Genomic DNA, 22,473 nt, shown 5'->3' with positions numbered 1-22,473 from the left:
AAAAACTTAGTCATCTAACGCAGCCTGAAATCCGAGATTTCACCGTGTTAGGTGGTCTGATGTTTCAGGTTTATTGCGAGGTTAAATATAGCGATAACCTTTGACAGGCCGCAGTGTTGAGGTTGAGCATCTAGTAAAACGCCGCAGTCTGCCGGTGCAACTTCAGAACGGCACCGCGTCCGCTGGGCTGACATAAGCCGCGACGACATTTTTGGTGCCTGCTTTTTCAAAGGCGACGGTCAGTTTGTCGCCTTCGATCTCGATCACCGCGCCATAGCCGAATTTCTGGTGAAACACCCGCTCGCCAAGCTGGTAGGGGCTAATGGCCTCGGCGTCGATCACCATGTTGCGTGCCTCGCGCGGTTGCGACATGCCGTGCTGGCCCTGCCTGGCCTGAAGCCGTTTCCACCCGGGGGAGTTGTAGACATCCGCGCGGGCGGCCTGATCCTGCAACGTGTTGCTGGCCGCCGCCCCATAGCCCCCGGCATAGAGGCCGGGCTGGGTCAGGACATCGACATGAGGGGCGGGCAACTCGTCGATAAAGCGTGAGGGCAGGGCGGATTGCCATTGGTTATAGACCCGGCGATTGGCCGCAAAACTGATGGTGCAAAGTTCCTCGGCCCGTGTGATGCCGACATAGGCCAGACGCCGTTCTTCCTCTAGCCCTTTTAGGCCGCTTTCATCCATGGAGCGTTGGGAGGGGAACAGGCCATCCTCCCACCCTGGCAGATAGACGATGGGAAACTCCAGACCCTTGGCCCCGTGGAGCGTCATGATGGAGATTTTGGCGCCGGGTTCGTCGTTTTCGTTTTCCATCACAAGGCTGATATGTTCAAGGAAACCTTGTAGGTTCTCGAACTCTCCCAATGCCTTGACCAGTTCTTTCAGGTTGTCCAGACGGCCCGGAGCTTCGGGCGATTTGTCGTTCTTCCAGTGATCGGTATAGCCGGATTCGTCCAGAATGACCTCAGCCAGTTCGACATGGTCATGCCCGTCCTGCAGCATCGCGGACCAGCGGTCGAAGCTTTCGACCAGCGCGCCCAGCGAGTTGCAGGCCCGTGCCGTCAGGGCCTTGTCGCGCACTGCAAGGTGCGCGGCATCCAGCAGGCTGGTACGATGCTCGCGCGCGATCAGGTTCAGGGTCTGGATGGCCTTGTCGCCGAGGCCCCGCTTGGGCGTGTTCACAATCCGCTCAAACGCGAGGTCGTCATCAGGGCTGACCACGACGCGGAAATAGGCCATGGCATCGCGGATTTCCATCCGCTCATAAAAGCGCGGGCCGCCGATGACGCGATAGGGCAGGCCGATGGTCAGAAAGCGATCCTCAAAGGCGCGCATCTGGTAGGAGGCGCGGACAAGGATCGCCATGTCATCCAGCGAATAGGGGTCATGGCCGCGGGTGCCGTTCTGGAAGGCTTCGATATCCTCGCCGATCCAGCGCGCCTCTTCCTCGCCATCCCAATGACCGATCAGGCGGACCTTTTCGCCATCGGCCGCTTCGGTCCAAAGGGTCTTGCCCAGCCGGTCCTCATTCCCGGCGATCACGCCCGAGGCGGCGGCAAGGATATGCGGGGTGGAGCGGTAGTTTTGTTCCAGCCGCACAACCTCGGCCCCCGGAAAGTCCTTTTCGAACCGCAGGATGTTGCCCACCTCGGCCCCGCGCCAGCCATAAATTGACTGGTCGTCATCGCCGACAACGCAGATATTCTTGTGCCCGCCCGCCAGCAGCCGCAGCCACAGATATTGCGAGACATTGGTGTCCTGATATTCGTCCACAAGGATATAGCGGAACCAGCGCTGGTATTTCTCTAGCACATCGCTGTGGGTTTGAAAGATGGTCAGGACGTGCAGCAGCAGGTCGCCGAAATCGACGGCGTTCAGGGTCAGCAGGCGTTGCTGGTAAAGCTCGTAAAACTCGGTCCCGCGGTGGTTATAGGCCGCCGCCTCGGACGAGGGCACCTTGTCCGGTGTCCAGCCCCGGTTTTTCCAATGATCGATCAGCCCGGCCAGCATCCGGGCGGGCCAGCGTTTTTCGTCGATATTCTCGGCCTGGATCAGTTGTTTCAGCAGGCGGATCTGATCGTCGGTGTCCAGAATGGTGAAGTTTGACTTCAGATCGACCAGTTCGGCGTGGCGGCGCAAGAGCTTTACGCAGATCGAATGGAAGGTGCCCAGCCATGGCATTCCCTCGATCACGCCGCCGATATGCTGGCCGATGCGGTCCTTCATCTCGCGCGCGGCCTTGTTGGTGAAGGTCACCGCCAGAATTTCATTGGGCCGGGCTGTGCCGGTGTTCAACAGATGCGCGATGCGGGTGGTCAAGGCGCGGGTCTTGCCGGTGCCGGCCCCGGCGAGGACCAGAACCGGGCCGTCCAATGCCTCGACCGCCGCGCGTTGGTCGGGGTTCAGCCCGTCAAGATAGGGCGTGGGGCGTTGCGCCATGGCGCGTTGCGACAGGCTGCTGCCTTCCCACGCGTCAAAATCATCCGAGTCAGATGCATCACTCATGCCCTCAGGTGTAACGCGGGTGGGACGCAAAGAAAAGGTATGTTCTTGACTTGTTCTGCGCCAGCCCCTCGACCTGGCAAACCCGCCGCGCTATCAAGCAGTTGACCGCAACAAGAGGCCACGGCGTGACGCAATCTGACCACCATAACCGCATCCTCGTCCTGTTTGCGCATCCCAACCTTGAAGCGTCCGAGGTTAATCAGCCGCTGGCGCGGGCCACGAAACGCATGGCCAATGTCACACTGATCGATCTTTACGAAGACTATCCCGACAGTTTCATAAAGATCGATCAGGAGCAGGCGCGGCTGCGCGAACATGACATTATCGTCTTTATGTTCCCGCTGTTCTGGTACTCCACCCCGCCGATCCTGAAACAGTGGCAGGATATCGTGCTGGAGCATGGCTTTGCCTTTGGCCCCGGCGGCACAGCGCTGCATGGCAAGGTGATGTTCTGCGCCACAACCTCAGCCGCGCGGCAGGAGGATTATTCCGAGGACGGGTTCAACAATCATTCGTTGCGCGAATTGCTGCGCCCGATTGAGCAGACGGCGTTTTTCTGCGGCATGACCTATCTGCCGCCCTTTGTTCTGTATGACGCAAGGGCTGCGCAGGAGGACGGGCGCGTCGGCACCCATGTGGCAGAATGGCGGCGGCTGGTTGCTGCCTTGCAGGAGGAGCGGCTGGATATTGATGCCGCGCAGGAGCTTAATCAGTTGACCGGTCATCTTGATCAACTGACACGGGGCAGCTGATGGAAGGGCTGCTGTTTCAGGCCACGGTCTATCTTGCAGCAGCCGTGGTGGCCGTGCCGGTTGCGAACCGGTTGGGGCTGGGATCGGTGCTGGGATATCTGATCGCCGGTGTGGTGATCGGCCCGGTATTGGGTCTTGTGGGGGCCGAGACAGAGAACCTTCGGCATTATGCTGAGTTTGGCGTGGTAATGATGCTGTTCCTGATCGGGCTGGAACTGGATCCGCGTGCGCTTTGGGCGATGCGGACGCGGTTGTTTGGTCTGGGCGGTTTGCAGATTGGCCTGACAACCCTTGCGGTGGCGATTGCCGCGATTGCTCTGGGTCAGCCTTTGACCGTGGCGCTGGCGGTGGGATTGGTGCTGGCGCTGTCCTCCACCGCGATCGTGATGCAGACGCTTGATGAAAAAGGTCTGCAACCGACCGAGGGCGGGCGGTCTGCGTTTTCGGTACTGCTGGCGCAGGATATCGCTGTGATCCCGATGCTGGCCATCATCCCGCTTCTGGCCATGCCAGAGCTGATGCATGCCACCCCGCATGAGGGAGACGGTCATGCGTCGATGTCCAGCATGATCGACGGTCTGCCCGGCTGGGCGGTAACCTTGATCGTTCTGGGCACGGTGGGAGCGATTGTAGCCGGCGGGCATTACCTGACCCGCCCGATCTTTCGGTTCATTGCCCATGCGCATCTGCAGGAGATTTTCACCGCCGCCGCTCTGTTGCTGGTGGTCAGCATTGCGCTGGCGATGAACGCTGTGGGCCTGTCCCCGGCTTTGGGCACCTTTCTGGCCGGTGTGGTGCTGGCCAACAGCGAATACCGGCATGAACTGGAATCGAATATCGCGCCGTTCAAGGGGCTGCTTCTGGGCCTGTTCTTTATCACCGTGGGGGCAGGGATCGACTTTGGCCTGCTGTTTGGCACGCCGATGATGATCTTGGGGCTGGTGCTGGCCCTGATGGCGGGGAAGTTCGTCATCCTGATGCTGCTTGGCCTGGTCTTCAAGCTGGCCCGCGCTGATCTGTGGCTTTTCGGGCTGTCCTTGGCGCAGGCGGGCGAGTTTGGCTTTGTGCTGCTGAATTTTTCGACCCAGAACGCGGTGCTGGGTGAGGAACTGGCCGATTGGCTGTCGCTGATCATTGCCTTGTCGATGCTGTTCACCCCGGCGCTGTTCATCTTCTTTGACAAGGTGATTGCGCACCGCATCACCGTGGAAAAGCCGCCCGAGGATACGATTGACCGCTCCGCCCCTGTGATCATTGCAGGGCTTGGGCGCTTTGGTCAGGTGGTGAACCGGCTGTTGATGTCACAGGGCCATCGCACGGTGGTCTTGGACAATCATAACGATCTGATCGCCGGGCTGCGCAAGGTCGGGGTGGAGGGGTATTTTGGCGATCCGTCCCGTCCGGAATTGCTGCTGGCGGCCGGTATTCGGGATGCGCAGGTGCTGATTGTGGCATTGGATGACAAGGCCAAGTCGGTCGAGCTGGTGCGCTATGTCACGCGGGAACATCCGAATGTCCGCATCGTTGCCCGCGCCTATGACCGCATCCACACGTTTCAGCTTTATGCCGCCGGTGCGCGCCAGATCGTGCGCGAGGCGTTTGACAGTTCGATCCGCGCCGGCCGCTATGCCCTGATCGCCCTGGGGCACCATCCTTTTGCGGTGCATAAGACCGCCAAAACCTATGCGGATCAGGATCGCAGGCATCTGGCAGAGCTGGCGGCGCTGTGGGACCCCGATCTCGACCTGACGGACAATCAGGCCTATCTGGCCAAGGCCCGCGAACTGAACGCTGATTTGAACGCCGCGGTCAGTGGTCTTAGAACCGAGTTTAACGATCAGGCCGAGCGCGCCTGGCGTCCGCCGCCAAAGCGTGAGCGCGATGGTAACTGAGTGCGTGCATTTTTCCGCTTGAACGTCCCGCACGAATCCTTATAACCGCCACACGTTCAAGAGAGCGGGCGTAGCTCAGGGGTAGAGCATTACCTTGCCAAGGTAAGGGTCGGGCGTTCGAATCGCCTCGCCCGCTCCATTTGAATTTTTCTCCCATTTATGATGATGGCTTGGGCAGCAAAAGTTTGTTTGCGGGCCTTGTGCGTGGGCTGAAGATAAAGTCAAATTTCTCCCATTGCACTGCCTCATCCCATGGAGCCGGATGTCCTGCACTGCGCTTTTTAAAGCGTTTCGAGTTTACCTTGAGACATCACATAAAATCGAAACGCGTACACCATATAGGCTTATCACTGCGTTTCAGGATAATCTTTTGTCTCAGGTTTATCCCGAAACGCTTTAGGTGGAGAAAGCTAGAGAACAAGAACCTTCCGCATCTTTGCACCGCCAAAGGCACGAGCCGCTTTTAGCGTTGAATTAACGCGCTTTCCCATTCGGCAATGAATTTGTCGCGCTTTAAGGTATCGAGGAAAGTCAAAAGCGAAGCCTCAAGGGCAATGGTTGCGCGTTCCGCGCTGTTTTGGCTGCCCTGCAGCGGTGGCAGTGAGTGGGTTTCTTCGGTTGGGCGAGACTGAAATGCGACCAGAAACTGTATGAAACGCTGGGCGGTTTCAGGGTCCTTTGTGGCGCTGGAGACCAGGGCGGTGCGCATCATTGTTGTCGGGAAATCGGCGGGCAAGATTATGTCAAGCTTGTCTCGGTTTTCGACACGGGCCTCTGCATAGCTGCCAAGCACATTATAGGCGACGGCAAGTGTGCCATCGGTCAGATCGTCTATCATCTCACCCGAACAGCAATACAGCCGCACATCAAGTGCGCCCATCACTTCCATCAGCCTCCAGAAGGTTTCGGAGGCTCGGGCGTCTTGTGTCGCAAACAGATAGCCCAGCCCAGATTTTCGCACGTCGTATGTGCCGACCCGGTTTCTGAAGAGGTCTGGCCTTGCCCGTAACGCCTCGATCAGGTCTTGCCGCGTCTGTGGGATGGGCAATCCGTCAAACGCGGCCTTGTTGATCACGATGGCGGCCGGTTCAGAGGTAAAGGCGAACAGGCTTTGCCGCCACTCTGCCCAGGCAGGGTGGACCACGTCTTCCAAGGGCAGGGCAAATCCGTCATTTGCGAGCTTTAGCTGCAGGTCCATGGCGCTGGAGATTGCAATGTCAAAAGCCTCTGGCGTGGCCCGGACGCGTTTATCAATATCCGCTGTGCCGGTCACAAGGTATTCGATGGTGACCCCCGGGCTTTGCGCCACAAACGCCTCGATCAGTGGCTGAAACAGGTCGGTGTCGGTGCTGGAAATAATGCGCAGGGTTGTCACCGTGCCTGCCGTGTTGAAGATCTGCCGGTCCTCCCATTCATCGGCCCAGACGGCTTGAGACAGGACGACCATGGCTAAAGCGATAAGGTTACGCATGCGCCGCCTCCGGTTTGGTTTTTAAGCTCGATGACGCCGCCATGAGCCGAAGCGACGTCCCGCGCTATGGTGAGCCCAAGGCCTGATCCAATGGTGTCCGTCGCATTGGCCCCGCGCTGGAACCGCGCAGTCAGGTTTTCTATTTCATCCGTTGGAAAGCCAGGGCCGTGATCGCAGACCGTGATCCTGGGCGATGGCGCGTTTGAAACGGTGATTTCGATGCTGCTTTCGACCGGCCCGTATTTCATCGCGTTGTCGATCAGGTTGCGCACTGCGTTCTGCATCAGGATGGGATCGCCGGAATAGGGGACGTGCGGGTCCCCGTGCAATGAGAGCGACAGATCTTTCATCTCGGCGATTGGCATCATGCGCTGAACCAGATCGCGCGCCAATTCGGTAAGGTCGATATCCTGGCGTTCCAGATGATCGGCCCGAAAGGTTGTCATCGCATGATCCAGCAACTGACCGGCCGCGCGCGAGGCTTCATCAATGGCCTTCACCATGGAGCGCATTGCCTCGCGGTTTTCTTCCTTGTCAACACGCTGCAATGTGGCTTCTGCGTATGACCGGACTGTTGCTAAAGGTGTGCGCACCCGATGTGCGGCTTCTGCGATAAAGTCTTCAGATTGGCTGAGTGACTGATCAAGCCGCCCCATCAGAGAATTCAACGAGGCCACAAGGGGGGCCATTTCCCGTGGGACCGGTTTGGTGAACGGCCCAAGATCCTGCGGGCCGCGCCGGGTGACGGAGCTGGTCAGCCTGCCAAGCTGACCGATGGTTGCTGACGTTGCCCAAAAGGAAAGCGCGGCGGCAAGCGCAAAGAACCCGATCCCCAAAAGGGCGGCGTTGCGCGAAATCTGGTTTAGCGTCTCTGACAGGGCATCTTGTGTCTGGGCCAGAACAATCTGGATTTTCGTGCGCTCGTTCTCGCCAATCAGGATACGGTCGGCGCTGACTTTCCGAACTTCCGCGCCGCGAAAGTTGCCGGATTGGAACGTTGCGTCGTCAAAAAATGCCAGATCTTCATACCCTGACAGAAATTCACCATCCCGCAGTATCGCGTAAAAAACCCTGTCGTCTGCGGGAGTGGTCAGCATGGAGAATGCCGAATACGGAAGGTCAAGTTCCACCGCCCCGTCGCGGATCGCAGCGGCATCCAGCATAGAGGTGACCGATGCGTCTAGGATATTGTCCTGCCCTTGTTGTGCGACCAGCATCGCGTAGTTTCGCACCGCGAAAAACAACAAAAGCGCAAGCAGGGCAGCCCCGCCGATCAGCGTCAACACCAGGCGGTTGCGCAGGGAACCGGACACCACCGGACTAGTCATCTTGGTCCAGCCGATAGCCAAGCCCGCGCAGCGTCGTGATCCTGAGGGCCGAGGGGCGCAGATGCTTGCGCAGTCGGCCGATATAAACCTCAATCGCGTTTTCCGACACGTCGTCGTCGAATGAGAACAAGCGGTCCGCAAGCTTGTGTTTGGAAAACACTTGCCCCGGCGCATTGAGGAAAAGCTCAAGAAGTCGCAGTTCCCGATTTCGCAGCGTGACGGCTTCGCTATCAATGGTCAGATGCCCGGCCACCGGATCAAACACCACCCCGCCAAGTTCAATTCGGGTTGTTGAGTTGCCGGATTTTCGGCGTAGGACAGCACGGCAGCGCGCTTGTAGCTCGGCGTGGTCAAACGGTTTCGTGACATAGTCATCCGCGCCAAGATCAAGCGATCCGATTCGATCTGATATCTGGCTGCGCGCCGTCAGAACAATCACCGGCGTATCCAGCCCTCGGGCGCGCTGCTGCTGCAGGAAGGCGCGGCCATCACCATCGGGCAGCATTATATCAAGCAGGATCAGGTCATAGTCCGCAGTGGCTACATAGGCTTTCGCATCATCTAATTTCTCTGCATGATCAATAACATGACCGTCCAGGCGCATGCGCGAAACAACCGCGTTGGCAAGGTCCTTGTTGTCTTCGATCAGAAGAAATTTCATCCCATCTCCGCACGAATGTTCAAGTGTGACAGGTTAGTGTCAGGTTCGGGTGCTTTTCTTCGGATCAACTGAGCCGCTACGCGGGCAGTTGTCAAATGGGAGGACAAAATGACGAAATTTACACTGGGCCGCCGCGCCCTTCTTGCGGCTGTGGCCGCCGTTGGGCTTAGCGGTATTGCGGCAGCCGATAGCCATAAGGTTCTGGATAGCATCCACTTTCTGATCCCCGGCGGCGCTGGTGGTGGCTGGGACGGCACAGCACGCGGCACGGGCGAAGCACTGACCAAAGCAGGGCTGGTTGGCACCGCGTCTTATGAAAACATGTCCGGCGGTGGTGGCGGTAAGGCCATCGGCTATCTGATTGAAAACGCCGACAGCAACCACGGTACGTTGATGGTGAATTCGACGCCCATCGTGATCCGATCCCTAACGGGTGTGTTTCCGCATAACTTCCGCGATCTGACACTTGTGTCCGGCACAATCGGGGACTATGCGGCCATCGTTGTGGGCAAGGACAGCCCGATCAATTCAATGGCCGATCTGCTGGCGGCCTTTGACGCTGACCCGTCTGGCACAGCAATCGGCGGTGGTTCGGTGCCGGGCGGCATGGATCACCTTGTGGCGGCCATGGTCATGGAGGCGGCCGGCAAGGATGCGCTTGCGGTCAAGTACATCCCCTATGATGCGGGCGGCAAAGCCATGGCGGCGCTGCTTTCAGGCGAAATCGCAGCGCTGTCTACCGGGTTTTCCGAAGCTGTTGAATTGGCCAAGGCGGGTGAGGTCAAGATCATTGGCGTGACATCCGACGACCGCATTGATGCGGCCCCTGATGTGATGACAATGAAAGAGCAGGGCATCGACACCACCTTTGTCAACTGGCGCGGGTTCTTTGCGGCCCCCGGCCTGCCCGAGGACACGCTGGCCATGTATCAGGATGCCATCGCCAAGATGTATGAGACGCCCGAATGGGAAGAGGTGCGCGCCCGCAACGGTTGGGTCAACATCCATAACTCGGGCGATGAATTCCGCACCTTCCTTGAAGGTCAGGAGAAAGTCATCGGCGATCTGATGAAAAAGCTTGGCTTCCTGTGATCTAGCCAATCGGCAGGGCGATACTGCGCCCTGCCGTATCTTGCCAATGGGAAGGGAAAACATGGCACTGGACCGCTGGATAGCGTTGATCTTGCTGGGCGTCTGCCTTGCATACGGATATGCCGCCTGGTTCACCATGGACAGCAGCCTTGCGCCTTTCATGCGGCGCAATCCCATCTGGCCAAGCACCTTCCCAAAGGTCCTGTCGATCCTTGGGATCGTTGCCAGTCTGTCAATTCTTCTGGGCTTTGAAAAAAGCACGCCGAAAGAGGCCGAGATCGACTATCGCCGCTTGTGGGACTACCACCTTGGGCAGGCGCTTTTGTTGCTTGGCCTTATGGTTGCCTATGCGCTTTGCCTGCGGCCGCTGGGGTTTTTGCTTTCGACCTCGGCCTTTCTGCTTCTCGGCTCGTTTATTCTGGGCGAACGTAAATGGCTGGTCATGGTCCCTGTCGCGGTGATTGCGACCGTTGCCGTCTGGTACCTTGTGCAAGAGGTGCTGGGAATTTACATGCGCCCGCTGCCAGGCTTTTTGGGGGGCTAACATGATCGACGGACTTTTGATCGGCCTGCAAACGGCCCTGTCGCTGCAAAACCTTCTGATGGTCATTGGTGGCTGTCTGATCGGTACTTTCATTGGCATGCTACCTGGCCTTGGGCCGATGTCGATCATCGCGATCATGATCCCGATTGCGATTTCGATGGGCGATCCGTCCGCTGCGCTGATCCTGCTCGCCGGTGTCTACTATGGTGCGATCTTTGGCGGCTCCACCTCGTCGATCCTGCTGAATGCGCCCGGTGTTGCGGGAACTGTCGCCTCAAGCTTTGACGGCTATCCGATGGCGCAACAGGGCAAGGCGGGCAAGGCGCTGACTATTGCGGCTATTGCCAGCTTTGCAGGGGGAACCATTGGTGCTTTGCTGTTGATGGTATTTGCGCCCGCGCTTTCCTCGGTCGCGTTGCTGTTTCACTCGGCCGAGTATTTCGCGCTGATGGTGGTTGGGCTGTCTGCCATTGCGGCCTTCTCGGGCAAGGGGCAGGTGGCCAAGGCCATGATCATGACGGTTATTGGGCTGATCATGGCGACGGTTGGGGAGGGCGCGCTGTTCAATATGCCCCGCTTTACCATGGGGATCATGGACCTGCAGTCCGGTTTCGGGTTCATCACGCTGGCCATGGCCATGTTCGCTTTGCCAGAGGCGCTGTTTCTTGTCCTGAGGCCAAAGAACCTGCAAGGCGACGACAGTGAGATCAAAGACCTGCGCATCACCGGCGCCGAGGCAAAGGCTATTGCGCCGGTCATCGGACGGCAATCGCTGCAAGGGTTTTTCATCGGTGTGCTGCCCGGGGCAGGGGCGACCATCGCCAGTTTCCTGGGCTATGCGGTTGAGCGCAATATCGCGCCCAAGCACGAGCAGGAGGCGTTCGGCAAAGGCTCGATCAAGGGGCTGGCTGCACCGGAAACCGCCAATAATGCGGCTTGCACCGGCTCTTTCGTTCCGCTGCTGACGCTTGGCATTCCCGGCTCGGGCACAACCGCGATCCTTCTGGGGGCGCTTATTGCCTTGAATGTGACGCCGGGGCCGCGCCTGATGGTGGATGAGCCGGAGATTTTCTGGGCGGTGATCATGTCGATGTTCATCGGCAATCTTGTCTTGCTGATCCTTAACCTTCCGCTGATCCCCTATATCGCCAAGGTTCTGGCTGTGCCGCGTAACTATCTGATCCCGTTCATTCTGTTTTTCACCCTGATGGGGGCTTATATCGGCCAAAACAATGCGACAGAGCTGTTGCTTTTGGTCGGGTTCGGTATCTGCGCCACGGCTTTGAAGTTTGCCAACTACCCGCTTGCCCCGCTTCTGATTGGGTTCATTCTGGGCGGAATGATGGAAGACAACTTCGCCCGCTCAATGCAGCTTTATGATGGTATTTCATTCATTTGGGAGCGTCCGATAACGCTGGCACTGCTGGTTATTGCTGCGATCCTGATCGTCCTGCCAAGCTTTCGCGCACGGCGCGCGAAGGCGCAGGAAAACGGTGGGTGACTATTAAGGGGACGCCTTTTGTGCAAGCACCATCGCAGCTATGATTTGCGTGGGCTGACTGCCTAAAGCGTCATACTAAAACCTTGATCACCTAGTGCTGCCCGACGGCTTAGTCGTTCGCGAGACGCCAAAGGCACGGCCCTCAAACCCATAGAGGGTTCATCCAGCAGCAGCATATTGGGCCGGGCCATCATGGCGCGGCCGATGGCAACCATTTGTTGTTCCCCGCCAGAGGTATATCCTGCCTGACTGGTGCGGCGTTCCTTGAGGCGGGGGAAATAGGTGTAGATCCGGTCCAGTTCGCTGCGCATTTCCGCCTTGGACAGGGACCGGGAATAGGCTCCGGCGATCAGGTTTTCCTCGACCGTCAGATGGCCGAAGCACATCCGGCCCTCCATCACCTGAACCATGCCCATGCCGACCAGATCGACCGGGGTCAGCGTGTCGATGCGCTTGCCCAGAAAGTCGATGGAGCCCTTGGTCACCTTGCCGCGTTCCGAGGCCAGCATGGTCGAAATGGATTTCAATGTGGTGCTTTTGCCTGCGCCATTGCCCCCCAAAAGGGCGACGATGCGGCCCTTGGGCACCTCAAGCGAGACGCCGCGGAGCACAAGGATCACGCTGTCATAGATCACTTCGATATTCTTTACCGCCAGGACCGGCGTGGTCTTTGTCGGGGCTTTGTCCGTTGTCGCGGGCTGTTCAAGAACGCTCATCGTGATCTGATCCTTAAGACATGTCATGTGATGTGCAGGGCCGGTTGGCACGGCCCTGCACGGTTTGCCGTCGCGCGCTTTACGAACAGTCGCGCGGTGTCACGCCGTTTTCGCTGGCGAATTTGGCGGCAGAGCTTTCCACCAGCCCGCGGATAAAGGTGGGATCCGGTGGGGCGACCCAGTCTTCGGTGACCATCTGGAACTGTTTCCCGTCCCACTGCATCACCTTGAACTCCCCTGCGCCGTCATGCTTTTCGCAGCTCAGGCTGAAGGGGGCGACCATGCCGCCGATGCCAATTTCCTCCAGCTTTTTCGGCGTCATGTTGAGCGCCTCATAGCCGTCGCGGAACTCGGCCCCGGTGACTTCCTTGCCGACCTTGTCATGCATCTCTTGCGCGTTTTTCATCGCTTCGGTCCACATGACAGCCGCGCCAAGACCACGGTTGTAGTAGACGGTGCCGACCCGGTCGGGGTTGGCCATGTTGCCTTCGCCAGCTTCGTCATAGACCACCTTGATGATGTCTTTGACCAGCGGGAAGTCGCGGCCCGGAACCGCATTGGCCACAGCATAGGTGCCAATGGCGGCGTCACCGGCAGGCACCATATCCTCTTCGGCACCGCCGAAGGTGACATACATCATCCGGTCGCGCGGAAACCCGACGCGGGCCGCGTTGGTCATAGCGGTGGAGTTCATGCCCGACCTTGCACCCCAGAAGGTCACCCAATCAGGGCGTTCCTTGCGGATTTGCAACCACTGCGACTGCTGCTCCAGACCGGGTGGCGGGATGGAGATTTCCACCAGCGTGACGCCCCAATCCTCGGCGATCTTGCGCATCGCGGGCAGCGGTTCGCGGCCATAGGCGCTGTCGATATGCAGATGCACGATCTTCTTGCCGCGCATATTCTCGACACCGCCCTCTTGCTGGGCCATGAAGTTCATCTTTACCGCGATCTGTGACCAATAGTGGCTGGCCGCGTTGAAGACCCAGGGCCAGACGGTGCCGTCAGCCGCATCGGTCCGGCCGTAGCCATATTGCGCCAGAACGACCTCATCATCTTTCATCCGGTTGATGACCGCATAGGCCCCCGGTGTGCCCAACGTGTCGAACACCACCATCTTCTTATCGCCGTTGTTCAACAGGCGTTGGTAGCATTCAACGGTACGCGCGGCGTTATACTCGGTCTCGCATTCCTGCCAGGTAAGCATCACACCGTTCACACCGCCGGTTTTGTTGACGTAGTTCATATAGTCGATGATCGCGCCGTAATAGCCTGTTCCCATTGCGGAATAAGGGCCGACGCGGCTGCTTGGTACAGCCATGTATTGCGTGTCTTCGGCCATGACCATGAGCGGTGTGGCAAGAACGGTCGCAAAGGTGCAAGCTGCGAAAAGGCCGGGCGCGGCCCGTTGAAGTAATCCCTTCATCGTCAGACATCTCTCTTCTGGTTTGGTCCGTAAAATGGACTTGGAAATCGCTACGGTCGGTGTGCAAAAGCCTCCTGTTGTGTTTGGGAAATCTGTTATCGTTTGAATGGCCAAAGCCGCATCCGCTCCTGGGCGAGTTCCAGAAGCCCGGCGAGGCCAAGCGGTTCGTAGATCATGAAGACGATCATCATGACGCCAAAGATCACCTGCTCGAAGGCCGAGATAACGGTGGCATCGACCGCATCGCCGACAATGGCGTGAAAGAAGATGTTCAGAAAGACCGGCAGCAGCAGGATAAAGGCCGCGCCAAGATAAGCCCCGATGATGGTGCCCAGCCCGCCGATGATCGCCATGAACAGAATGCGGAAGCTGAGGTTGATATCAAAGGCCGCAGGCTCCACCGACTGAAGGTAGGTATAGGCAAACAGCGCGCCGCCGACACCGCAATAGAACGAACTAATGGCAAAGGCCTGCAGCTTGGTGCGCAGCAACGAAAGCCCCATGACCTCCGCCGCGACATCCATGTCCCGCACCGCCATCCAGTTGCGCCCGATGCTGCCCCTGGCCATGTTCATCGCCAGCAAGGTCAGTACGGCAACGATTGCCAGCACGACCAGATACATCTCGGCCGGGGTGGTGAACTCCTTGCCGAAAATCACGATGTCCTGGGCTGTGATAATGCCCGAGCTGTCGTAGTTCTTGAACCAGCCGAATTTGTCGATCACCCAGACGATAAAGAACTGCGAGGCCAGGGTGGCAACGGCCAGATAAAGCCCGCGGATCCGCAATGACGGCAGGCCGAAAACAATCCCGACCGCAGCGGCAATGACGCCGGACAGCATCACCGCGACCACAAAGGGAATGCCGTCGATCCGAAGGATCAGGTTGTAGCAGGCAAAGGCCCCTGCTGCCATGAACCCGGCAGAGCCAAGCGACAGCTGCCCGGCATAGCCCATCAGGATGTTCTGGCCCAAGGCGACTAGCGAAAAGCATAGCCAGGGGATCAGAATGGCGCTTAAAGCGTTTCGAGTTTACCTTGAGACATCACATAAAATCGAAACGCGTACACCATATAGGCTTATCACTGCGTTTCAGGATAATCTTTTGTCTCAGGTTTATCCCGAAACGCTTTAGCCAATAGTTGCTGGCCGTGTTCGGGATGACAAAAAACGCAACGGCCAGGATCGCGATCAGGATCCAGCGATCCTCACGAAACGGGATCAGGCGGGCGTCCTGTCCATAAGTGGTACGGAATTGTCCGGCTTGACGATAATACATCTGATGTCTCCCTCACACGCGCCTGATAAGCTTTTCGCCAAAAAGGCCTTCGGGGCGGAACATCAGGAAGAAAACCGCCAGCATATATGGGGCCCAGCCTTCGATGCCACCCCCGAAAATGGGGCCGATATAAACCTCGGCCAGTTTCTCAGTCGCACCGACGATCAGCCCGGCAACGATCACACCGGGAACCGATGTGAAACCGCCTATGATCAGAACCGGCAGCGCCTTTAGTGCGACCCCGACAAGCGCGAACTGCACACCGGAACGGGCCCCCCAGAGCATTCCCGCCACCAGCGCGACGACCCCGGCCGTGGCCCAGACCATCATCCAGATATTCTTTAGCGGAATGCCAATCGACTGAGCGGCGGCATGGCTGTCGGCAACGGCGCGCAGGCCAAGGCCGACCTTGGTTTTGGAAAACAGCAACGCAAGCGCCACCACCATGATGATCGCAACCGCACCGGCAACAATATCAAGGGTCGACACATAGATGCCGGTTTGATCCACAAGCCACATCATCGGCACATCCGGGATCGGCATTCACCTGTGCCACCAGATCGCCGATCATCGCGCCAACTTTGGCGTTCTGCGCCAGATCGGCATGGCCGGTAAACGTGACGCCATGCAGGTTCGCCCATTGCGAGACCGAGGCGGTGTTGATGTCGATCAGCAGGCTGACAAATGGCTTGTCATCGCCAATCGCCACGGCCTCGCGGATATAGGCGGTGAACTTCAGACGGTTTTCCAGCGGGCGCGGAACAAAGGCGGTGCCATCAGACAGCTTGCCGACATGGGCAATGCGGTCCACCACCCGAAGGTGACCGTCCGTCCCAAGATGGCCGATATCACCGGTATGGAACCACCCCTCGTCAGTCTTGGCGGCGGCGGTTGCGGCCGGGTCGCCCAGATATTCGGCAAACAACCCAAGCGACCGGACAAGAATTTCCTGATTGTCCGAAAACGATACCTCCACCCCGTCGGCCAGCTTGCCAACGGTGTCTGCCTTGACGTCCCCGTTGGGGTGGGTCGCGGTGTAGTAGCCGGTTTCGGTGGTGCCATAGAGTTGCTTGAGATTGACACCGATGGTCTCAAAAATCGCAGCATCGCCGGATCAACTGAGTCCCCAGCGGAGTAGAGATCAGCAAATCAAGCACCGGGTCTGCCAATAGGGCCAGAGCCTTGGTCAGGCGGCGGTGATAGGACCACCTTGCGGCCTGCCGGGCAGGAATTCGTCCCACCTGAGAACTGACCAGCCGCAGCCGTCTTTGATGAAAGCGCCCGCCAAGGGGGGCTTCGACCGGGTGTTGGCCGTACCAACTGGCCTCGATGATCGAGGCTTCCATACCTGCCATTGAGATCGCCGTGCCAAGGCCAGCCGCACTGGCTGAGCTGTGGATCACGACATCGGCGTCTTTGGTGGTTGCGGAATCTGGGCTTGAAAACCCGCATCCCAGCGCCTCTGACAGACCGCGCCGGTCCGGGTTGGTGTCAAGGACAGTGACCTCTGATCCGGGAACCTTTGCGGCAAGATAGGCCGTCAGCGCGCCGACGACCCCACAGCCGACAATAACGATTTTGTCGCCAATGTTGATCTGCGCGTCCCAGGTGATGTTGAGTGCCGTTTCCATATTTGCCGCCAGCACAGCGCGCGCCGGTGGCACATTGGCGGGAACGGTACAAAGGGTCTCTGCGGGAAGGGCGAAGCGGGTCTGGTGCGGGATAAGGGCAAACACGGTCTCGCCCGCCCGGTCGGGGCTTTCGATTTGTCCCACAGCGGCGTAACCGTATTTGACCGGGAAGGGAAAACTGCCTTCCTGATAAGGTGCGCGCATGGTCTCGTATTCGCTTTCAGGGACATTGCCCTGAAACACCAGCCGCTCGGTTCCGCGGCTGATGCCTGTATAAAGCGTTCGCACTGAGACAGCACCGGGGGCGTCGCGCAGGTCGCCCTCGCGGCACTCAGCCGTTTCCCGCCCGGTGATCCAAAGCGCGCGGAGCGTGCGGTCCGTGGTCACAGAAGATGCCCGGACTTCATCGCTTTGACGGACAGATAGTGTTCATTATGCGGGTTTGTCTCAATGCGCAGGGGCAGTTGTTCAACGATATTGACCCCGTTCTCCTTAAAGGTCCTGATCTTCGCAAGGTTGTTGGTCAGAAGGCGAATTTCCTCGAACCCCAGCGCCCGCAGCATCTTGGCGGCAACGCGGAAATCACGCTCGTCATCCTCGAAGCCAAGCCGGTGGTTGGCCTCGACCGTATCGAACCCCTGAGATTGCAGATCATAGACCCGCATCTTGTTGGCCAGCCCGATGCCGCGACCCTCCTGATTAAGATACAAGAGAACCCCGGCACTTTCTTCGCCCATGCGTGCAAGGGCGGCGCGCAACTGCGGCCCGCAATCGCATTTGAGGCTGCCCAGCACGTCCCCCGTAAAACAGGCGGAATGTAGTCGTGACAAGACGGGTTTTGATCGGTCCGGCGTGCCGACTTCCAGCGCATAATGCTCTGTCTGGCGGGTCGGGTCGCGAAAGACGTGCAGGCGGCTGGTCTCATGCGCCTCAATCGGAAGTCCGGCAGCCGAGACGGGCATCGGCGACGGCTGCGCCAGAATGACATCGACAGCCTGCGCGACATCGACAGGCATAAGCGACAGGTCGGAAAGCGTGTCCTCTGGGCCTGCGGTGAAGAGTGCGACGGCTGGTAGGAGTTCCGCATTCTTAACCACATCAACGGCCAGGCCGTGCAACTCTGTTTCGCCGTTTCGCAGGATATGCAGCGGTCCGATCAGGGTATTGGGGCGGTCAAATTTGGTATCGACCAGCGTTTGAAACCACTCGAACCCAGCGTTTTCCGGCGGATTAATCCGTACCACGCGACCGGTCAGGTTGGAGGCCGCAGCCGGTTTCAGAACCGCCAGCGCGCGGCGCAGGGTCATGACCAGTTCCGGTGCGCCGAACCGGGTCTGCAGACTTTCGAACCGCGCTTGCCCAATCGTCTCGGGTGAGACGACGATGGCGCGCGCATCCCCAAGCACAAAGAGACTGGGAAGCCCCATGCGCAGATCGGACTGAGCACGCGCAATATGTTCCGCCGGTGTCGGCGTCAGGCAGGTCGTATCAGAAGTCTTTTGCACGTTTCAGGTCCTTGTGGTCGGGTTTGGCCCGGTGAATAAGGTCTTCATAGCGTCAGAGCATTCGGATGGCTTGTGTTCTGGCGGCTCATTTGCTGCGACAGTATGCAATCAAATAGGATATCCGATCCCAAGTTATACACATGGGTTTGTGGTCGTCGGGCGGCGGCCAATGTTCCAACGGGCGAGGTCGTCAGGGACTGCGGCCCCGACCCTATCAGCAAAGGTGACACAGCAATATGCAGCCGGTCCAGCAGGCCAGCCTCAAGAAACTGCGTGATTGTGAGGCCGCCACCTTCGATCAATATGCGCCTGAACCCCAGGCTACGCAAGGATGTGACAATATCTTGCGGTGATATCCAGCCGGATCGCGGAAGTGTGATGGTTTCCACGCCATCGGGACGCGGAGTTTCGACGGATTGGATGACGATACGCCGTGCATAGCGGACATTTAAAGCGTTTCGGGATAAACCTGAGACAAAAGATTATCCTGAAACGCAGTGATAAGCCGATAGGGTGTACGCGTTTCGATTTTATGTGATGTCTCAAGGTAAACTCGAAACGCTTTAATGTATCTGCGTCGCGAATGACGGCCTGTAGAGAAATTATCAATTGGCTCATGCGATGCACCTTCAAGGAAAGGACCCTGTCGGCGTCCGATGCCTCGGCCACGCCGCGGATGCAGGGTTTGCAGCTGAAAACGCCGCGGCGCAGGCGGTGCTTGGCAAACTCTGCTTCGGCGACGGATGGGTCCAACACATCATATAGTCCGGCTTCTGCCAGACCGCGCTGCATCTCAGCCTGCAGGTTTTCTAAGCGGCCGGGCCAGGCGGCTTTTTGTGCGGGGTCCGAGGTATCGCCCTCGATCTCGGGTTCCATGATGATCAGTGTTGGCGCGGGCCCGGCCCATAGCGCCGGTGCGAACAGGGTAAAGATCAGACAGACAATCCAACGCATTGCGGTATCCCCCGATTTTGCTGAGATTTTAATGATCGTAAGGGGGCCTGATCAAATCAATCGGTACTTTAGGCGGCTGCGGGTCAAGGGGCCGGATGGGACAGGCTGTTCAGCTCTTCGGCATAGTCGGTCAGGGCTTTGACGCCGGTTTCCTTCAGCTCATAGGTGCCATAGGCGATGCGGGTGAACCAGCCATAGTGATTGTCGGCCATGATCTGGCGCGCGCGGCTGACCTGCGCTTTGCGGGCGACCTCGGCGGCTTTCAGGGCGCCGGATTGCAGGGCCAGCGCACAGCGGAGGGCGTCCTGTCTGTAAGCGGTCACGAGTGTCTTGCGGGTTTGGCCCCCGGTATTCGGATCGCCGACGCGCTGTGCGAATTCCTTGAGCAGGCGGGTTTTGCGGGCTTTGATCTGGCGCGGGGCATATGAGGCGGGATCTAGATGCGGTTCGACGAGGCCATCTTTTAGTCGCACGGTCAGCAGGCCAAGCCTTAGGCGGCGACATAGCTTTTTGTTGCTTTGCAGGGACTTGTAGGCTGCTCTTCCAGTGGTGCGGGGAACGGCAACGTATACAAAATCAGTCACAGCCTGCCGCGCGATGGCCTGATGGAACAGGGTCAGGGAGAACCCGGTTTTCAACTCAACAATCACCGGATCCCCACCCTCGCGCAGGGCGACGACATCTGCGGCACCAATCTCGGCCTTTACTTCGTAACCCTGCGCTTCGAGGAAGGCTTTGATCGGGGGATACAGATCCGTTTCGCGCGGTTTTGCCATGCAGGCAGGATGAACCAAAGGGCAGGGGAAAGGAATCCCCCCTGCCTGATGTTTTGCATTTTATGCGCTTTGCTCGATATCTGCCGGGGCGGTCTTTTCGCGCCGGACCATAAGCTTGTTCAGCGCGTTGACATAAGCCTTGGCCGAGGCGACGATCGTATCGGTATCCGACGATTGACCGGTGACGATCTTGCCGCCTTCGGTCATCCGAACAGAGGCCGTGGCCTGCGCATCCGTCCCCTCAGTCACGGCGTGCACCTGATAAAGATCAAGCGTTGCGTCATGGTCGATCAACTGATTGATGGCATTGAACGTCGCGTCCACCGGGCCGTCGCCTTGGGTTGTGACCTGCTGGTCCGCACCGTCGATGGTCAGGGTCAGATCGGCGGATTGCGGGGATTCGGTGCCGCAGATCACCCGCAGGGATTTCACCTGAATGCCGTCATGCGCGGCCTGTGTGCTGCTGTCCCGCATCAGGGCAATTAGGTCGTCGTCATAGATTTCCTTCTTGCGGTCTGCCAGCGCCTTGAACCGGACGAAAACGTCCTTCAACTGGTTATCCCCCAGCTCATACCCCAGCGCCTCAAGCTTGGCCCGCAGGGCAGCACGGCCCGAATGCTTGCCCATGACGATGTTGGTGGTGTTGAGGCCGATATCCTCGGGCCGCATGATCTCGAAGGTTTCGGCGTTTTTCAGCACGCCATCCTGATGGATGCCGCTTTCATGCAGAAACGCATTCTTGCCGACAATCGCCTTGTTATACTGCACCGCAAAGCCCGACACGTTTGAGACCATACGGCTGATCTGCATGATCTTGGTCGTGTCGATGCCGGTCTGGAACGGCATGATGTCGTTGCGCACCCGCAGGGCCATAACGACCTCTTCCAGCGCGGTGTTGCCCGCGCGTTCCCCCAAACCGTTGATCGTGCATTCGATCTGACGCGCCCCGGCCTCCACCGCGGCCAGAGAGTTCGCCGTCGCCATGCCCAGATCGTTATGGCAATGGGTGGCAAAGGTGATCTCATCTGCGCCCGGCACGCGGGCCAGCAGATCGGCAATGATCTCGGCGCTTTCGCGCGGGGCGGTGTAACCAACAGTGTCGGGGATATTGATGGTCGTGGCCCCGGCCTTGATGGCGGTTTCAACCACGCGGCACAGATAATCGCGTTCTGTCCGGGTTGCATCCATCGGTGACCACTGGACGTTCTCGCAGAGGTTACGGGCATGGGTCACGGTCTGGTGGATCCGATCGACCATGCCGTCCATATCCAGCCGCGTGATGTCGCGATGCGAGGGCGAGGTGCCTATAAAGGTGTGGATGCGTGGGTTTTTGGCGTGCTTCACCGCCTCCCAGCAGCGGTCGATATCCATTTCATTGGCACGCGACAGCCCGCAAATGACAGAGGTTTTGGCCTGCGCCGCGATCTTGCTGACCGCTTCGAAATCCCCGTCTGAGGCTATAGGGAAACCAGCCTCGATAATGTCGACGCCCATTTCGTCCAGAAGCGTGGCAATCTCCAGCTTTTCACTCAGGGTCATGGTCGCGCCGGGCGATTGTTCACCGTCACGCAGCGTGGTGTCGAAAATCAAGACGCGGTCCTGTTTGGATGTGTTGGTCATTTTGATGTTCCTTAGCGTTTGGATGTGTCGGCGCGGACGATGCTCCTCTGAGCGCGCGCGCCGTTATCCCGGCACGCTCAGAGGCGGCTAAGGAGGAGTAGGTCCAGACGGAACTTATATGCGCTTCGTATCATGGCGCGCAGTATAGGCGGTTATGTGTGAAGTTAAAGTTCAAATGTCAGGGAGTTGGATATTGTCGGAGAATGCGGCATCCTGGGCTTATGGATGACGCTGGGTTCAAGAACTGTTTACTGATCGGGGCCAGTGGCGGCATCGGTCAGGCGCTTGCCGGGGTTCTGCCGGGCCGTGTTACCTTGATCAGCCGGTCGAAGGATGGGCTGGATATCACTGATGAAGCATCCGTGCGGCGTGTGGCAGAGACTTTGTCAGGGCCGTTTGATCTAATTTTTGATGCGACCGGGGGATTGCAGATTGATGGAAACGGTCCAGAGAAAGCACTGGCCGAGATCGACCCAAAGGCGATGGCGGCGCAATTTGCAGTGAATGCGATTGGCCCGGCACTGCTGCTAAAGCATTTTGCACCGCTGATGCCGCGGCAGGGGCGGGCGGTGTTTGCCAGCCTGTCGGCGCGGGTCGGGTCGATTGGCGATAACCATCTGGGGGGCTGGTATTCTTATCGGGCCTCGAAAGCCACGCAGAACCAGATCCTGCGCACCGCTTCGATTGAGCTAAAGCGGCGGAGAGTGTCCGGTCTTTTGTGTATGACTGATCCGGTTCATGCTTCACCGAAAGGAAGCATGAATGACTATCTCAAAGGAAATTCTGGATGAACTTCTTCAGGGCGTTGAGCGCGCTGA

21 protein-coding genes, 1 tRNA gene and 1 pseudogene are annotated in these 22,473 nt (G+C 58.6%); 7 read left to right on the top strand and 16 right to left on the bottom strand.

Annotation, left to right across the window (positions count from 1 at the left end; translation table 11 throughout):
- Nucleotides 1-162: 162 nt before the first annotated feature.
- A complete protein-coding gene (locus ACW9UQ_RS09515) occupies nucleotides 163-2,508 on the bottom strand; it encodes an ATP-dependent helicase (protein ID WP_458930785.1) in 2,346 nt (781 codons plus the stop codon).
- A gap of 125 nt (nucleotides 2,509-2,633) precedes the next feature.
- On the opposite strand from ACW9UQ_RS09515, the gene ACW9UQ_RS09510 reads away from it, so the two are divergent.
- The 3 genes from ACW9UQ_RS09510 to ACW9UQ_RS09500 all read left to right on the top strand — a co-directional run bounded on the left by ACW9UQ_RS09510 (nucleotide 2,634) and on the right by ACW9UQ_RS09500 (nucleotide 5,291).
- Nucleotides 2,634-3,260, top strand: coding sequence for an NAD(P)H-dependent oxidoreductase (locus ACW9UQ_RS09510; RefSeq protein WP_458930784.1), 627 nt, complete (start codon nucleotides 2,634-2,636; stop codon nucleotides 3,258-3,260).
- Nucleotides 3,260-5,152, top strand: a complete 1,893-nt coding sequence (locus ACW9UQ_RS09505; protein WP_458930783.1) for a monovalent cation:proton antiporter-2 (CPA2) family protein — start codon at nucleotides 3,260-3,262, stop codon at nucleotides 5,150-5,152. Before ACW9UQ_RS09510 ends, ACW9UQ_RS09505 begins: the two co-directional genes overlap by 1 nt.
- 64 nt (nucleotides 5,153-5,216) lie before the next feature.
- Nucleotides 5,217-5,291 (top strand) — tRNA-Gly (locus ACW9UQ_RS09500).
- 324 nt (nucleotides 5,292-5,615) lie between these two features.
- Here the strand turns inward: ACW9UQ_RS09500 and ACW9UQ_RS09495 are convergent.
- The 3 genes from ACW9UQ_RS09495 to ACW9UQ_RS09485 are packed head-to-tail and all read right to left on the bottom strand — an operon-like array spanning nucleotide 5,616 to nucleotide 8,612.
- Nucleotides 5,616-6,623, bottom strand: coding sequence for an ABC transporter substrate-binding protein (locus ACW9UQ_RS09495; RefSeq protein WP_458930782.1), 1,008 nt, complete (start codon nucleotides 6,621-6,623; stop codon nucleotides 5,616-5,618).
- On the bottom strand, nucleotides 6,602-7,951 hold the full coding sequence (locus ACW9UQ_RS09490; RefSeq protein ID WP_458930781.1) for a sensor histidine kinase N-terminal domain-containing protein: 1,350 nt from the start codon (nucleotides 7,949-7,951) through the stop codon (nucleotides 6,602-6,604). Before ACW9UQ_RS09490 ends, ACW9UQ_RS09495 begins: the two co-directional genes overlap by 22 nt.
- Complete coding sequence (locus ACW9UQ_RS09485) at nucleotides 7,944-8,612, bottom strand: response regulator transcription factor (protein ID WP_458930780.1); 669 nt, start codon at nucleotides 8,610-8,612, stop codon at nucleotides 7,944-7,946. The genes ACW9UQ_RS09490 and ACW9UQ_RS09485 overlap by 8 nt, the downstream gene beginning before the upstream one ends.
- A gap of 108 nt (nucleotides 8,613-8,720) precedes the next feature.
- Between ACW9UQ_RS09485 and ACW9UQ_RS09480 the strand changes: the two genes are divergently transcribed.
- The 3 genes from ACW9UQ_RS09480 (at nucleotide 8,721) to ACW9UQ_RS09470 (ending at nucleotide 11,749) form a co-directional block, all read left to right on the top strand.
- Nucleotides 8,721-9,704 (top strand): Bug family tripartite tricarboxylate transporter substrate binding protein, encoded by a 984-nt coding sequence (locus ACW9UQ_RS09480; protein WP_458930779.1) that lies wholly within the window; start codon nucleotides 8,721-8,723, stop codon nucleotides 9,702-9,704.
- Between the two features lie 61 nt (nucleotides 9,705-9,765).
- Nucleotides 9,766-10,248, top strand: a complete 483-nt coding sequence (locus ACW9UQ_RS09475) for a tripartite tricarboxylate transporter TctB family protein (protein ID WP_458930778.1) — start codon at nucleotides 9,766-9,768, stop codon at nucleotides 10,246-10,248.
- A gap of 1 nt (nucleotide 10,249) precedes the next feature.
- Nucleotides 10,250-11,749 carry a tripartite tricarboxylate transporter permease gene (locus ACW9UQ_RS09470; protein WP_458930777.1) on the top strand — a complete coding sequence of 500 codons (1,500 nt, stop codon included), beginning with the start codon at nucleotides 10,250-10,252 and terminating at the stop codon, nucleotides 11,747-11,749.
- A 143-nt stretch (nucleotides 11,750-11,892) separates the two neighbouring features.
- Here ACW9UQ_RS09470 and ACW9UQ_RS09465 read toward each other — a convergent pair.
- From ACW9UQ_RS09465 to ACW9UQ_RS09410, 12 genes and pseudogenes are all read right to left on the bottom strand, one after another.
- A pseudogene (locus ACW9UQ_RS09465) lies at nucleotides 11,893-12,465 on the bottom strand (ABC transporter ATP-binding protein); the annotation flags it as partial.
- A 79-nt stretch (nucleotides 12,466-12,544) separates the two neighbouring features.
- Nucleotides 12,545-13,891 carry an ABC transporter substrate-binding protein gene (locus tag ACW9UQ_RS09460; RefSeq protein WP_458930776.1) on the bottom strand — a complete coding sequence of 449 codons (1,347 nt, stop codon included), beginning with the start codon at nucleotides 13,889-13,891 and terminating at the stop codon, nucleotides 12,545-12,547.
- 95 nt (nucleotides 13,892-13,986) lie between these two features.
- On the bottom strand, nucleotides 13,987-14,865 hold the full coding sequence (locus ACW9UQ_RS09455) for a branched-chain amino acid ABC transporter permease (protein ID WP_458930775.1): 879 nt from the start codon (nucleotides 14,863-14,865) through the stop codon (nucleotides 13,987-13,989).
- Between the two features lie 70 nt (nucleotides 14,866-14,935).
- Nucleotides 14,936-15,169, bottom strand: a complete 234-nt coding sequence (locus ACW9UQ_RS09450) for a hypothetical protein (protein WP_458930774.1) — start codon at nucleotides 15,167-15,169, stop codon at nucleotides 14,936-14,938.
- A gap of 12 nt (nucleotides 15,170-15,181) precedes the next feature.
- Nucleotides 15,182-15,712, bottom strand: a complete 531-nt coding sequence (locus ACW9UQ_RS09445) for a branched-chain amino acid ABC transporter permease (RefSeq protein ID WP_458930773.1) — start codon at nucleotides 15,710-15,712, stop codon at nucleotides 15,182-15,184.
- Nucleotides 15,645-16,145 carry a hypothetical protein gene (locus tag ACW9UQ_RS09440; RefSeq protein ID WP_458930772.1) on the bottom strand — a complete coding sequence of 167 codons (501 nt, stop codon included), beginning with the start codon at nucleotides 16,143-16,145 and terminating at the stop codon, nucleotides 15,645-15,647. Before ACW9UQ_RS09440 ends, ACW9UQ_RS09445 begins: the two co-directional genes overlap by 68 nt.
- 115 nt (nucleotides 16,146-16,260) lie before the next feature.
- A complete protein-coding gene (locus ACW9UQ_RS09435; protein WP_458930771.1) occupies nucleotides 16,261-17,187 on the bottom strand; it encodes a zinc-dependent alcohol dehydrogenase in 927 nt (308 codons plus the stop codon).
- Nucleotides 17,184-18,305 carry a GTP cyclohydrolase II gene (ribA, locus tag ACW9UQ_RS09430; protein WP_458930770.1) on the bottom strand — a complete coding sequence of 374 codons (1,122 nt, stop codon included), beginning with the start codon at nucleotides 18,303-18,305 and terminating at the stop codon, nucleotides 17,184-17,186. The genes ACW9UQ_RS09435 and ribA overlap by 4 nt, the downstream gene beginning before the upstream one ends.
- A gap of 44 nt (nucleotides 18,306-18,349) precedes the next feature.
- Nucleotides 18,350-18,694 carry a RibD family protein gene (locus ACW9UQ_RS09425; RefSeq protein WP_458930769.1) on the bottom strand — a complete coding sequence of 115 codons (345 nt, stop codon included), beginning with the start codon at nucleotides 18,692-18,694 and terminating at the stop codon, nucleotides 18,350-18,352.
- Complete coding sequence (locus tag ACW9UQ_RS09420; RefSeq protein ID WP_458930768.1) at nucleotides 18,627-19,259, bottom strand: DUF2380 domain-containing protein; 633 nt, start codon at nucleotides 19,257-19,259, stop codon at nucleotides 18,627-18,629. Before ACW9UQ_RS09420 ends, ACW9UQ_RS09425 begins: the two co-directional genes overlap by 68 nt.
- A gap of 83 nt (nucleotides 19,260-19,342) precedes the next feature.
- Nucleotides 19,343-20,035 (bottom strand): DUF2161 domain-containing phosphodiesterase, encoded by a 693-nt coding sequence (locus ACW9UQ_RS09415; protein WP_458930767.1) that lies wholly within the window; start codon nucleotides 20,033-20,035, stop codon nucleotides 19,343-19,345.
- Between the two features lie 60 nt (nucleotides 20,036-20,095).
- Nucleotides 20,096-21,655: a 2-isopropylmalate synthase gene (locus ACW9UQ_RS09410; protein ID WP_458930766.1), complete on the bottom strand. Its 1,560-nt coding sequence runs from the start codon at nucleotides 21,653-21,655 to the stop codon at nucleotides 20,096-20,098.
- 203 nt (nucleotides 21,656-21,858) lie between these two features.
- Between ACW9UQ_RS09410 and ACW9UQ_RS09405 the strand changes: the two genes are divergently transcribed.
- Nucleotides 21,859-22,446, top strand: coding sequence for an SDR family NAD(P)-dependent oxidoreductase (locus ACW9UQ_RS09405; RefSeq protein WP_458930765.1), 588 nt, complete (start codon nucleotides 21,859-21,861; stop codon nucleotides 22,444-22,446).
- Nucleotides 22,447-22,473: the final 27 nt, after the last annotated feature.

Source organism: Halovulum sp. GXIMD14793, from assembly GCF_054457435.1.
Note: the sequence above shows the minus strand (reverse complement) of the source record. Positions and strands in the feature narration are given on the sequence as shown.